Annotated in this window: 11 protein-coding genes; 8 read left to right on the forward strand and 3 right to left on the reverse strand. The window is 44.4% G+C overall.

Annotated features, from left to right (window positions below):
* Positions 1-28 precede the first annotated feature (28 nt).
* The 7 genes from NM125_RS00725 (at position 29) to NM125_RS00755 (ending at position 8,430) form a co-directional block, all read left to right on the forward strand.
* The gene (locus NM125_RS00725; RefSeq protein ID WP_255131851.1) at positions 29-298 is read left to right on the forward strand and encodes a hypothetical protein; all 270 of its coding nucleotides are present in this window, start codon (positions 29-31) and stop codon (positions 296-298) included.
* Positions 295-801 carry an acyl-CoA carboxylase biotin carboxyl carrier protein subunit gene (locus tag NM125_RS00730; protein WP_255131853.1) on the forward strand — a complete coding sequence of 169 codons (507 nt, stop codon included), beginning with the start codon at positions 295-297 and terminating at the stop codon, positions 799-801. The genes NM125_RS00725 and NM125_RS00730 overlap by 4 nt, the downstream gene beginning before the upstream one ends.
* A complete protein-coding gene (gene murA / locus NM125_RS00735; protein WP_255131855.1) occupies positions 794-2,062 on the forward strand; it encodes a UDP-N-acetylglucosamine 1-carboxyvinyltransferase in 1,269 nt (422 codons plus the stop codon). Before NM125_RS00730 ends, murA begins: the two co-directional genes overlap by 8 nt.
* Positions 2,063-2,601: 539 nt before the next feature.
* On the forward strand, positions 2,602-4,347 hold the full coding sequence (locus NM125_RS00740; protein WP_255131857.1) for an Rne/Rng family ribonuclease: 1,746 nt from the start codon (positions 2,602-2,604) through the stop codon (positions 4,345-4,347).
* A gap of 55 nt (positions 4,348-4,402) precedes the next feature.
* A complete protein-coding gene (gene hslV, locus NM125_RS00745; protein ID WP_255131859.1) occupies positions 4,403-4,951 on the forward strand; it encodes an ATP-dependent protease subunit HslV in 549 nt (182 codons plus the stop codon).
* Position 4,952: 1 nt separating this feature from the next.
* Positions 4,953-6,362: an ATP-dependent protease ATPase subunit HslU gene (hslU, locus tag NM125_RS00750; RefSeq protein WP_255131862.1), complete on the forward strand. Its 1,410-nt coding sequence runs from the start codon at positions 4,953-4,955 to the stop codon at positions 6,360-6,362.
* Between the two features lie 172 nt (positions 6,363-6,534).
* Entirely contained in the window at positions 6,535-8,430 is a 1,896-nt protein-coding gene (locus NM125_RS00755) for a S41 family peptidase (protein WP_255131864.1), read from the forward strand.
* An 80-nt stretch (positions 8,431-8,510) separates the two neighbouring features.
* Here the strand turns inward: NM125_RS00755 and NM125_RS00760 are convergent, their stop codons facing one another.
* Positions 8,511-10,388: an AMP-dependent synthetase/ligase gene (locus tag NM125_RS00760; RefSeq protein ID WP_255131865.1), complete on the reverse strand. Its 1,878-nt coding sequence runs from the start codon at positions 10,386-10,388 to the stop codon at positions 8,511-8,513.
* Between the two features lie 119 nt (positions 10,389-10,507).
* On the opposite strand from NM125_RS00760, the gene NM125_RS00765 reads away from it, so the two are divergent.
* On the forward strand, positions 10,508-11,014 hold the full coding sequence (locus NM125_RS00765; protein ID WP_255131867.1) for a Fur family transcriptional regulator: 507 nt from the start codon (positions 10,508-10,510) through the stop codon (positions 11,012-11,014).
* A 13-nt stretch (positions 11,015-11,027) separates the two neighbouring features.
* On the opposite strand, the gene NM125_RS00770 is transcribed toward NM125_RS00765, so the two are convergent.
* Entirely contained in the window at positions 11,028-12,335 is a 1,308-nt protein-coding gene (locus tag NM125_RS00770) for a D-alanyl-D-alanine carboxypeptidase (RefSeq protein WP_255131869.1), read from the reverse strand.
* Positions 12,336-12,441: 106 nt separating this feature from the next.
* The gene (locus NM125_RS00775) at positions 12,442-13,326 is read right to left on the reverse strand and encodes a cell division protein FtsX (protein WP_255131871.1); all 885 of its coding nucleotides are present in this window, start codon (positions 13,324-13,326) and stop codon (positions 12,442-12,444) included.
* Between the last annotated feature and the right edge of the window lies 1 nt (position 13,327).

Here is a 13,327-nt window from a genome sequence, read left to right on the forward strand (position 1 = left end):
TTTTGAACGGGCTCTATCTTCTCTGCATATGAGAAAACTGACCCCATCGGAATACAAAATTTTAGATCGTCTTATTTTTCCTGAACCTTTTGAAGTTCTTCAGGAAGAAACTCAGCTTCAATACGGAGAGCTCCGTGACGATTTAATCAACCTTATGAATTCACGGCTTATTCAAGTGGTGAACCCCGATCAACCTGAGCAAAACGGAGCCTATTATTTCGATTCGGATAACGTTCAGGATTCAACCTTTCGGATTACCAACGCAGGCATTAATCACATAAAAAAAGTTCAGAAATGAAATTCCAGGCAACCATAGACGATAACAACCACGATATTGAATTGTCTCCCAAAGACGGAACATTCACCGCTGGTGAAACTGAAGCAAACTACACCTTCGAGTTTGTTAACGGGCGATATATTTTGCGCACGGGAACAAAAACCTACAAAATCGATAATGTAAGTTATGAAGGTTCTGCCATTGAGTTTTCTATGAATGGCATCTGGCATTCCGTGGAAGTTAAAGATGAACAGGAGCTTTTACTCGACCGACTCGGCTTTAAAACAGCTTTAGCTGCCGACGAAGGAATTCTGAATGCACCAATGCCCGGAAAAATCCTCGAGATTATGGTAGCTGAGGGTGATGAGGTTGAAAAAGATCAGCCCCTGGTTATCCTGGAAGCTATGAAAATGGAGAATGAGCTAAAGGCACCTATCAGTGGGACTGTCGCAAGTATTTCGGCAGAAGTCGGACAATCATTAGAGAAAAATTCACCTATACTGGAGATCGAAACCATTGGATAAATTTATTATTGAAGGCGGTACCCCACTAAAAGGAACCATCCCTATAAGCGGATCAAAAAATGCCGCGTTGCCACTCATGGCCGCCTCCCTGCTTGGAAATTCAGCTTCTACCATTCGTAATACGCCCCGTCTTAAAGACATTTATACCTTCAACAACGTAATCCGAGTTGTGGGTGCGCAGGTTGATTTTAAGGAAGATGAAAACACCCTGGTTATCGATCCCACCAACGTAAATCACCTGGAAGCCCCGTACGATTTGGTGCGTAAGATGCGGGCCTCTTTTTATATGCTGGGAGCTCTGGTTGGAAAACACGGGTACGCCAAAGTATCAATGCCCGGTGGATGCGCCTGGGGCCCCCGCCCTGTGGACCTCCACCTGAAAGGCATGGAAGCCATGGGAATCGACATCGAGCTAGAGAAAGGCTATGTGATCGCCAAAGCGGATGACAAAATCGACGGCGGTACTTTTCAGCTTGAACCAAGTTCTGTAGGAGCTACGGTAAACCTGTTGTTAGCTGCCGTGTTAAAAGCCAGAAAATTTACCATAGAAAATGCGGCCAAAGAACCGGATGTGGTTCAGCTTTGTAATTTCCTGACCAAAATGGGCGCCGACATTGAAGGCATTGGAACGGATACCCTGACCGTTAAAGCCGTTGATTCACTTGAAGGCATTGAAGTGTCCAACGACCCTGACCGGATTGAATTAGGAACTTTTATGATTGCAGGAGCCATGTTCCCGGGTTCAGAACTTACGTTAACGGGCTGCAACCCGGATCAGCTTGGAGGATTCACCGACAAACTCCGGAAAACCGGTACTTCCGTAGAAGTAGATGGAACAACCATTCATGTAAAAGCACCCGATAAACTGAAACCTGTTTCCATTAAAACAGAGATTTACCCGGGCTTCCCAACCGACCTGCAGGCACAATGGGCAACTATGATGACCCAGGCCGAGGGCGATTCCAAAGTTACAGATACCGTTTACTTTGACCGTTTCAGCTATGTCCCGGAACTCACCCGCCTGGGTGCCGACATGGAAGTTGAAAAGAACACGGTGCACATTTCCGGTAAAACTCCGCTTACCGGTGCATCGGTTATGAGTACTGACCTGCGCGCAAGTGTAAGCCTGGTTCTGGCGGCTATGGTTGCTGATAACCACACCGAAGTACTCCGCATCTACCATCTTGACCGTGGGTATGAATCCCTCGAAGACAAACTGAGTGCAGTCGGAGCTTCGATTAAGAGAGTGGACGGGGATTAACTAAACTCGTCTTATAACCTTTCCAAAGTTGCTAAGTGCAGATTGATTACTTCTGTTCAGTAAAACTTTGGAAAGGTTAAGGAAAGATTAATCCGGATTGGAAGGTTCGAAGAACCGAATAATTCTATCTCAAAATAACCGTTTACATTAATCGACTTTCAGAGTTATATTAATTGAAGGAAAAATCGACCTGAACAAGCTTTTTTAAACTTATTTTCGATTGCATAACGCACAAAATACATACCAAAAACAAACTTTGGTGGCATCACTGTCTCACTCTTGGAACGATGCCTCTATCGATTTTTTCTTTTTCTGCGGATTACTAATTACAGCCATAACGCAGACTCTCTTTTCTGATTCCGATAAGGAATCCCCAAAAAAAACAATTTTAACAGAATTTATTCCCGAAGCAGCCGCTCGAACGTTTGCTTCTAACCCCAATCTCTTTAATGAGACCGTAATCAATTTGCACCGTAAATTAATGCGATGGTTCGTTTGCAGGGGTTTCAGTGGCTTCCGGGAAAGGAAGAATTTTACTAATGAAGAATCAAATTATTATTCACTCTTCGGGCAATCAGACCCGTATCGCGCTTTTAGAGAACAACGAGTTAGCGCAGCTATTCATAGAAACGGAAGAAAACCAGCGTACCGTTGGTAACATTTATGTAGCCCGTGTTCATAAGGTATTGAGCGGAATTCGCGCCGCCTTTATCGATATGGGTACTCCCAAAGATGCCTTTTTACACTTTTCCGATGCCGGCGACCACCTTGATGAATATATCACTAAGCTAAACGGTTCGAATGCTATTCCCGGCCATGCCAAAAAAGACATCGAGAATAAAGACAACCTCTCGAATGTTCAAAAACAGATTTTAGCGGGCAAAATGTTACGTACCGGCCAGAAGTTGCTGGTTCAAATTGTTAAGGAACCGATTGGCTCCAAAGGGCCACGAATTTCTACCGACATTACCATTGCAGGACGTTTTCTTGTACTTATCCCAATGGGTGATTACATCGCGGTTTCCAAAAAAATCGGGCATTACAAAGAACGCCGCCGGTTGAAAGGGATTCTAAATAATATGATCCCCGATGGTTTTGGTGTAATTGTAAGAACCGTTGCCCAGGGACAGGATAAAGAAGCCCTTGAAGATGACCTTCGAAATGTATTGAAGAAGTGGGAGCAGATTGTAGATAAACTGGAAGATGCCAAGCCCCCTTCTCTGCTCTATCGTGACCTGAATATGACGGAGAGCCTGATTCGTGATCTGTTCGCCAAAAACTACGACCGGGTTTTGATTGATGATCCTGAAATGTATCGTCAGATTAAATCTTACGTTGGGCAGATAGCTCCGCAAATGGTCCCCAATGTGGAATTGTATAAAGGCAAAGAGCACATCTTCGACTTTATGAAGATTGCCCACGACGTTAATTCCATTTTCAGCCCGCGCGTAAGAATGAAATCAGGCGGTTACCTGATCTTTGAGCAGACCGAGGCCATGTATGTGGTGGATGTGAATTCCGGCCCATACGCTGCCAAAAAGAAACAAGAGGACAATTCCCTTAAAACCAACCTTGAAGCCGCCAGAGAAGTCGCTAAACAGCTCAGGCTAAGAGATATCGGTGGCATTATCGTTGTTGACTTCATTGACCTGAGGGATGACAAAAACCGCAAGAAAATTTATGACGAGCTCAAGAAAGAATTCGTTAAAGATCCGGCCAAGACCAATGTAATTGGCATGAGTGATTTTGGGCTGGTTCAGATTACACGACAGCGTATTCGCCCAAGCGTGGTGAACTCGGTTTCTAAAGTATGCCCGGTTTGTGGCGGCTCCGGAAATGTAGTTACACAAGACACCATTCTTACCGATCTGGAAACCTGGTTAAGCAAGTTCAAACACAACACCAACTACCGCGCAGTTGACCTGTATGTAAACCCATTTCTGAAGTCGGTTCTGACAAAAGGTCTGATGAGTACGCACTGGAAGTGGATGGCTAAATTCCGCATTAAAATATCCCTGATTGGTGATGAAACGGTTTCTATGAATGAATTCCGTGCTACGCTGGTAGGTTCAGACATTGACATTACTGATATTGTAATGAGAGATGAATCGATTGAAGAAGTGCTTGATCGTGAAGGCGAACTCATTGAGCTTGAGAGCGGTAAGGGAGATAAAGAGAATCTGGATATCTCTAAAAAAGAGAGAAGCAACTCAAGCAGATCGTCAGGCCGTAATGACAATTCGAACGGAAGAGACAATTCTAAGTACTATAAGTCTTCTAACTAAGGCTTGGCTTGGTTTTTGTTTTTATCGGTTCAACTATCATTAAAAAATTGAATACATGAGTTTATCTGAACTACACGCAACAACGGTAGTCGGCGTTATCCATAATGGGAAAGCCGCTATCGGGAGTGACGGACAGGCTACCATGGATAAAACCGTGATGAAAAGCACCGTCAAGAAAGTACGCAAGCTGCACGAAGGCAAAATACTGGCCGGATTTGCCGGTTCTACCGCCGATGCCTTCACCCTTTTTGAGAAATACGAGGAAAAGCTGAACGAGTATAACGGCAACATGGAACGAGCCGCCGTTGAGCTTGCCAAAGAATGGCGAAAAGACAAATTTCTGCAAAAGCTACAGGCTTTGTTGGTGGTAATGAACAACGAAAAAGGATTATTGATATCCGGCCAGGGTGATGTAATTGAGCCCGATGATGAGATAGCAGCCATTGGAAGCGGTGGATCCTATGCCCTTTCAGCAGCAAGAGCGATGAAAAAACACGCTTCAGAATTATCGGCTGCCGAAATCGTTGATGAGTCACTGCATATTGCAGCCGACATCGACATTTATACCAATCACAACATTACGATTTTAGAAATAGAAGATTGATATGCTAACTATTCAGGAAAAGAATTTAACACCTCAGCAGATTGTAGCTGAGTTAGACAAATACATTGTAGGGCAGAAATCAGCAAAAAGATCCGTTTCCATTGCCCTTCGAAACCGCTGGAGACGACTCAATTCTGATGAAGAAATCAGAGATGAAATTGTACCCAATAACATTCTGCTGATTGGTCCTACCGGCGTCGGTAAAACTGAAATTGCCCGTCGCTTGGCTAAGCTGGCCCATGCTCCCTTTATGAAAGTGGAAGCCTCAAAATTTACTGAGGTTGGTTATGTTGGTCGTGATGTGGAATCGATGATCCGCGACCTGACCGATGTTGCCATCAGTATGGTGAAACAGGAAATGCAGGATCGGGTTAAGGAGAAAGCGGAGCACAAAGCGGAAGAGCGAATCCTTGATATCCTCATCCCTCCCGTAAAAAAATCCGGTGTTGGGTTTAACAGCAGCTCAAGCAGTGAAGATTTTGACCCGCAGAATGCAAGCGATTCAGAACTTAACGAACGAACCCGCGACCGCTTCCGTGAAAAACTCAGAGATGGCGAACTGGAAGACCGGGAAATTGAAATTGAAGTAAACTCTTCCAAAAACCCGATGATGAAAGTATTTGGTCCTCAGGGGATGGAAGAAATGGGCATTAATCTGCAGGATATGCTCGGCAACCTTGGCAAAGGAAATAAAAAGACCAAGCGTAAGCTTCCCATTAAAGAAGCCCGGGAAATTCTGACTGAAGAAGAAGCCGAAAAACTGATCGACCATGAATCTGCGGTTCAGGAAGCACTGGAACGTGTTCAAAAACAAGGAATCGTATTTATAGACGAGATTGATAAAATCGCCGAATCCTCAACCGGAAGCGGTGGCAAAGGCGGACCTGATGTAAGTCGTCAGGGCGTGCAGCGCGATCTCCTCCCTATTGTTGAAGGCAGCGCCGTAAACACCAAGCACGGCATCGTAAAAACCGATCATATTTTATTCATCGGTTCCGGAGCATTTCATGTCTCAAAACCTTCGGATTTGATTCCTGAACTTCAGGGACGTTTCCCAATCCGTGTTGAGTTGAATTCCCTTACGGAAAACGACTTTATTGACATTCTCTCCAAGCCCAAAAATGCCCTCACCAAGCAGTACATTGCCATGCTGGATACCGAAGGCGTGGAAATTGAATTTAAGGATGAGGCCATTCGGGAAATTGCCCGCATTGCTGCCGAAGTGAATGCATCCGTAGAAAATATCGGAGCAAGAAGGTTACATACCATAATGTCGTCCCTGTTTGATGAGCTGCTTTTTGCCGTTCCCGACGACATCAACTCCGGTAAGATCACGATCGATCGAGGCTATGTTGACAAGCAACTGGCCGGCATTGTGAAAGACAAGGATTTAAGTCATTATATCCTGTAAGGAAATCCATTGTCGTCTTTCATTTCGTATTAAAATCAAAGAAGGCGTTAACTTGTTTTAACGCCTTCTTTGTAATTGTACTATACTACATTATTTAGTACAATCGTTTGAAATGAAATTATTTGCCGCTTTTTAGGTTTTTACTACCATACACTGATGTAAGATGATATTTATGCACTTGAAAAAAATACTGTACCCCAACCTTCTCATACTTTTTATTCTTGCGGCTCTCCGCTTTACAGGCGTTGATCCTGTACTTCAGGCCGAAACGGATGACACCAAGAATTTAACCAAATATCATCAGGCACAGCGCAGTATTGTCGCTAATTATTTTCGGGAACCGGACTTAAATAATATGTATAAAACCAGTATCAAGCGGATGGTTAAAGCCATCAAGGATTCTACCCTGCTGGTTGACGGCACCCCGATTGACACTACCTTCCAGGGAGTTCAGATCAACAGCATCAGGGATTCTTTTTCGAATTTTGAGAAGGCTTATTTATACATCTCCAATAACAGCCCTGAAGAAAATATGACCCGGCTCACTGAAGAAGCCATTAAAGGCATGTTTTCCACTCTTGACCCCCACTCGATGTATATCGAACCGGAAGACAACGAGCAGATTCAAGCCGAGTTTGCCGGTAAGTTTCAGGGAATTGGCGTTCAGTTCCAGGTTATTAAGGACACCATAACCGTTGTTACTGCTATTTCGGGAGGTCCCAGTGATCAACTTGGCATCCGCTCCGGAGACCGTATTATCGCCATCGAAGATTCCTCCGCTATCGGTTTCACGAATGAAATGGTTGTAAACCGACTTCGCGGTGAGAAAGGCTCAAAAGTGAAGGTTACCGTTAAACGACCGAATGTAAAACAGCCCATCAATTTTGTTATCACCCGGGATGACATCCCGCTTTATACTGTGGACACCTCCTACATGCTGGATGAGAAAACCGGATATATCAAGATTAACCGGTTTGCGGCTACCACTCACGATGAATTTATGCAGGCCGTTGAAGAGCTTGAGAAAGAAGGCATGGAAAGAATTGTTCTTGACCTTCGGGGAAATCCGGGAGGCTACCTGAGCCAGGCTATCGCTATTGCTGAGGAATTCTTTCCGCAGGGAACAGAATTGGTTTCTACCAAGAGCAAGAACAGCCGCTTTAATGGCGAATACTTCTCCCGCAAAGATGGGGAACTCAAAGAAGAGCCCGTTATCATTTTAGTGGACGAAGGCGCTGCATCTGCCAGTGAAATTGTTAGTGGAGCCGTACAGGATCATGATCGCGGACTCATTGTTGGAAAAAGAACATTTGGTAAAGGTCTCGTTCAGCAGCAATACGAACTGGTTGACAAAAGCAGCGTCCGGGTTACCATTTCACGATATTACACTCCTTCCGGGCGTCTCATTCAGAAACCATTTGTAGAAGGTGGTGAGCAATACGCGTATGAAATCTACCGTCGTGATAATGCCATGAATGATGCCTCCGAATTCATTGATCACGTGCCGGATTCACTGAAATATTCTACCGATGCCGGACGAACCGTTTATGGCGGCGGCGGTATTGTTCCTGATTATATCGTCCCTTCAGACACTACCACATCTGCCTATGTATTCAACTTCTCCATCCGTGAGCGAGCTTCCTTCGATTATGTACGCTCTTTCCTTGATGAGCAGGGAGATGCATTCCGCAGCGAGTGGGAAAATAATTTTGAAGGATTCCGAAATACCTTTGAATGGGAACAGAAGCATGTTGATGGGGTTAAGTCATTGCTTCTGGAACGTGGCATGGTAGTTACGGATACTGTGAGCTCTCCAAAATTCCAGAATGATTCTCTATTTGTGCCTAACGGTCACTTTGAAGAAATCTCTTACCTGGTTGAGGGCAGGATGAAAGCTGAACTGGCTCGTCAGATTTGGGGCATGCAGTACTTCTATCCTATTGCCAACGATATTTTTGATAAAACCCTGAAGGAATCTATGACTCTTTGGGATGCGGTTGCCAGGCTGGAAGCCCTTGCCAGCGGAAAAGCAGAAGCCAACATTGGGAACCTGCAAAACCAGAATTAACCGTTCATTCTGAAATTTATTTAAACTAAAAAGGCCTCAAATGAGGCCTTTTTTATTGCAATGGATTAGGGTTACCTGGTTTAGTCATCCTTAAAAATATCCTCAATCAGATGACCGTACTTATCAGAAATCACCCGTCGTTTTACTTTCAGGGTTGGGGTAATTTCTCCTGTTTCTACGGTGAATTCGTTGGGTACCAGGCGGAAGTCGCGGATTTTTTCATGGGAGGCCAGCTCTTTGGAAAACGAGCGAATCTCTTTCTTGTAGATATCCTTCACTTCGTCCAGCTCAATAAGCTCTTCGTTGTTTGAGAACTTGAGTCCCTGCTCTTTGGCAAACTTCCCGACCACTTCAAAGTCAGGCACAATAATAGCGGCCATGAAATTCTGTGCTTCCCCCACAACTACAATCTGATCAATCCACTTACTGGTTTTGAAAAGATCCTCAATAGGCCCCGGATAGATGTTCTTACCACCCGCATTTACAATCATGTGCTTAATGCGATCGGTTATTTTCAGAAATCCTTCATCAAACTTGCCTACATCACCGGTATGAAGCCAGCCGTCATTGTCTATCATCTCTTTGGTGGCTTCCTCATTGTTCCAGTACCCTTTCATCACGTTCGGGCCTTTACAGAGAATTTCACCGGCCTCAGAACTGGTATTGGTTGGATAATCTTCTCCGCTAATCTGGGCCAGCAATTTACCATCCTGAAGACTTTGGATTCCCACGGTGACGCCCGGTATAATGGTTCCAACGGCGCCTACTTTCTCCTGCCCGGGCTTATTGGCAGCCATTACGGGTGATGTTTCTGTTAATCCATATCCCTGAAGAATATTCATCCCAGCACACTGGAAAAAGGTATCAATCTCCGGAGGCAGTGCAGCACCACCTGAAACAAACAGGCGAACATGCCCTCCCGTACGTTCTTTTAGCTTATCAAAAACCAGTTTGTCAGCTATTTTCTTTTGAAGGGTAACCAGCCCGCGTTTTCCTTCTGAGTACTTGCGCCCGGTTTCAACGGCCCAGTTAAATATTTTCTTTTTGGTATCACTGCCCTCTTCCACACTTTTCACAATAAGGTTGTACATCTTCTCAAAAAGGCGGGGCACACTAATCATGATAGTGGGCTTGGCCTCGGGCATGTTTTTGGAAACGGTATCCACACTTTCCGCATAGTAAACCTCAACACCGGAGGAAATCATGGCATAATAGCCGGCCGTGCGTTCAAATGAATGGCACAGTGGTAAAAAGGAAAGCAGTCTGTCATTATCATCCCAGTAAATGTGCTGAGTAGCTGCCTTTACATTACTAACAATATTATGATGGGTAAGCATAGCACCCTTTGGCTTACCCGTGGTGCCGGACGTATAAATTAAAGTAGCTACATCTTCCGGCTCTACTTCCATCGTTCTCTTCTTGATGGTTTCCCTGTGTTCTTCAAGATGCTTACCGCCTTCAATCAGCATATCGTCGAACATCTTCACATAACTTTCTTCCATCAAATGCTCGAGTTTTGGAACATCGAAGGCAATTACTTCTTTCAGATCGTCGCAGTTATCGAAAATCTCGACCGCCTTTTTGAGCTGAAGTCCGGTTGATACAAAGAATATTTTTGCTCCGGAATCCTGTAAAATGTACTCGCACTGCGCCGGCGGAAGCGTTGTATATAACGAAACATTTATGCCACCCACCAGCTGAATGGCAAGATCGATAGCGGCCCATTCGTAGCGGTTTTCACTTAAAATCCCGACACGGTCTCCTTTTTCTACACCCTGCTCAATCAGGTAGGCAGCTATTGAATAGACATCATCGGTAACCTGTTCCCAGTAAATAGGTTGGTATTCAGAATCCGGGTTGGGCTTAAAATAAAACTGAGCTTTTTCAGCTCCGTCGTATTTGCGGGATAGATTCAAGAATAATTCAGTCAGTGTTTCAAAAGGGACTATTGTAGGCATATTGATTAAATTTATTCCATAGATAACTGCGCCCGAAATATAATACTCTTGAAATCAAAAGCACGGGTTTCAAAAGCAAGTTTACATATCGTATATTACAGCGTAAATTAATTGAAGTTATGGCACATCCAGCACACGAAGATACTGTAAATTTAGTAAAGGAGATTTTTCGCTCCTACCTTAAAGAAAGAAATCAGCGGCAGACACCGGAGCGTTTCATGGTTCTGGAAGAAATTTACACCGCTGACGGTCACTTTGACGCCGATGATATCTTTTTCAGAATGAAGGAAGCCGGCACCCGTGTGTCGCGTGCAACGGTGTATAACACTCTCGATCTTTTGGTGGAATGTGGCTTGGTTCAGCGTCAGCAATTCGGGAAGAGCCAGTACTATTATGAGCGTGCCTATGCCTATCAACAGCACGATCATATCATTTGCCGCGACTGTGGACATGTGCTTGAATTCTGCGATCCCCGCATTGGAGAAATACAGCGTATGCTCTCAGAAATTCACGATATGGATATTGACGGACATTCCCTCCACTTCTTTGGTACCTGCAGCGATAAAGAAGCTTGCAAAAAAAGACAGGAAAAAGGAAGTAAGTTAGCCGACCTGAAAGAATCCTGATTTACTGATCAATTCAATAGTTTTGGTGTATATACCAAAGCACTTTTTCCATCTCTTCTTTCACTACACCCGAGGAAGTAACATAGTGATTGTTCATAAATGAGAAGATCAACTTTCGCCCGGTTCTCGTAATTAAGTAGCCGCTAAGGCAGTGATTATTACTCAGAGTTCCCGTCTTCGCAAATACATACGGCTCGTCTCCTTCTCTGTGCGCATACCAACTACTGATGGTTCCTGATGAACCCCCTGCCGGTAAATGCCGGAACAGTAATGAGTCCTTTTCAAACTCCCTGTCGATAAGCTTCAGCAACTCCACCATATTTGTGGGAGTGAACATATTATAACGGGATAGCCCGGAACCGTCTCTCCAAACCGGCTCTTTACTGAAATCATTAAAAAACTCTGCAGATGTGTTAGCAATTACAGCTCCGGAATTCATCGGCAGATTCTGTTCGGCGGCGATATTTAACAGTAACTGTTCGGCCAAAAAGTTATCACTGGGCTGCAGCATACGGGTAAGCACCGTATCCTTTTCATTTCCATACAAGCGATTCACTTTTTCCGGCCTAACCCGATCTACATAGTTTACCTTCTTGTTCAGTGTATCACTAAGCAAACTTGTTATAAGCTCCGGCGTGTAGTGGAATGGTCGATAGCTGGTGTATTGAATAGTGTCTGCCTTCGGGCTGTACTCAATGGTATTATAGTTGAAATCCCGGTACAAGAACGGAGATTCCTTTCCCGGTCGCTGTTCGGCCATCTCGATACTGGATCTGAAGTACTCCGGCTTAATGATATAGCCTTCTTCATTTTCAGCGATCTTGGTCTGGCTGATTTCCTGAATCTCTATCTCGGCTACGTTTCCATACATCGGAAACGGGCTTTTTTCTGTCGAATAGTAGTATTGATAATCTCCCCAGGCCCAGCCAGGACCTAACAGCTCATCTTCGTAATGGTTATCGGAATAATACAGTTCATACGGAGTGTTTTTTAAAAAAGAATATGCCGTTGTATCACTGAAATCCGGGTGCAGGAATGTAGGGTCGCCGGTTCCCCAGAAAATGAGCGAATCCCCGTTAATGATATAGTCAAGAGCCGGCAAAGAGTCGGGCAATTGTTTCAGGGCCGCATAGAAAGTGAAAAGCTTGGTATTGGATGCCGGTGTAAAATACTTATCGGCATATCTTTGGAAGAGCGTTGTGTCTTTCTCTGGATCATGTAGAATAAATCCGGTAAAATTATCTGAAAAGACAGTTGAAGAATCAAATATTAATGCTAATGGGGAATGCTCTTCCTGTTCCGGGCGTACTTCCTCACTCACTGGTTCTGTACTTTTACAGCCCATTAACATCAACAAAGGCAGTAGAAAAAATAAAGGCGTACGTTTCAAAAAAAGCATAAATAATGGTTATATAAGTTAATCCTGATCAGCCGGAGATATAGGTTTCCTGAATAAAGCGACGGGCGGCCCAGCGACTTCCCCACCAGCCCATAATCAGAGACAGAATCAGCATAGCTCCCACCAGGAAGTACCATCTTCCATAAGGCCAGCTGAGGGTGCCCAGGTCGGCCAGGTAAAAAGGAATGGCAAATTCGAAAATAAAGAAGACACAAATCACGGCCAGTCCCCCGGCTATCAATCCCTGTAGGATTCCCTCTACGATAAAAGGACTTCGAATAAACTTGTTGGTGGCCCCTACCAGCTTCATAGCACGGATTAAATCACGCTTGGCATAAATGGTAAGGCGAATGGTATTATATACCAGGATTAAAGCTGCCAGAAGGATTAGTAAAGCTATCCCTCCACCAATAAAAGTAAATGTATTCAGGTTCGATTCCATCACCCGCAGTAAAGCCGCATTGTATTCAATTTCATCGACGCCTCGTAAGTTTCTGAGCTGAGAAACCATCGTCTCGATTTTATCCGCGCCGGCGTCGGTATCCACGCTCAACCGGAATGAAGCCGGCAAAAAGTTCAGTTCCGCTAATTCTTCGACTCCAGCTCCAAATTCCTTTCGCATTATAGCGGAAGCACTGTCTTTGGAAATATAAGTTACTTCCTGAACCAACTCCTCTTGCTCCAGTTCCTGCCGGATCTGATTGGTTGTGCGTTCATCCACATCAAACAAAAAGACTTCCACTTCAATCAGATCTTTGATAGACATGGCCTGACTGTAGATATTGAAACCAATCCGGGTAAGAACACCCAATAAAAGCACCGCGATAAACAGGGAAAGTATAGATGTAGTAGCCGCGAGTTTGGCCCTTTTGATTCCTGTAAATCCTTCCTTTACTATATATTTTAGACTCATA

Origin of the sequence: Gracilimonas sediminicola (assembly GCF_024320785.1) — a bacterium.
GTDB lineage: Bacteria > Bacteroidota > Rhodothermia > Balneolales > Balneolaceae > Gracilimonas > Gracilimonas sediminicola.

Bases quoted from the DNA above. Each gene is read 5' to 3' on its own strand.
- NM125_RS00760 (WP_255131865.1), bottom strand. From the start codon at position 10,388: ATGCCTACAATAGTCCCTTTTGAAACACTGACTGAATTATTCTTGAAT.
- NM125_RS00740 (WP_255131857.1), top strand. From the start codon at position 2,602: ATGAAGAATCAAATTATTATTCACTCTTCGGGCAATCAGACCCGTATC.
- hslU (WP_255131862.1), top strand. From the start codon at position 4,953: ATGCTAACTATTCAGGAAAAGAATTTAACACCTCAGCAGATTGTAGCT.
- NM125_RS00755 (WP_255131864.1), top strand. From the start codon at position 6,535: ATGCACTTGAAAAAAATACTGTACCCCAACCTTCTCATACTTTTTATT.
- NM125_RS00730 (WP_255131853.1), top strand. From the start codon at position 295: ATGAAATTCCAGGCAACCATAGACGATAACAACCACGATATTGAATTG.
- NM125_RS00765 (WP_255131867.1), top strand. From the start codon at position 10,508: ATGGCACATCCAGCACACGAAGATACTGTAAATTTAGTAAAGGAGATT.
- NM125_RS00725 (WP_255131851.1), top strand. From the start codon at position 29: ATGAGAAAACTGACCCCATCGGAATACAAAATTTTAGATCGTCTTATT.
- NM125_RS00775 (WP_255131871.1), bottom strand. From the start codon at position 13,326: ATGAGTCTAAAATATATAGTAAAGGAAGGATTTACAGGAATCAAAAGG.
- hslV (WP_255131859.1), top strand. From the start codon at position 4,403: ATGAGTTTATCTGAACTACACGCAACAACGGTAGTCGGCGTTATCCAT.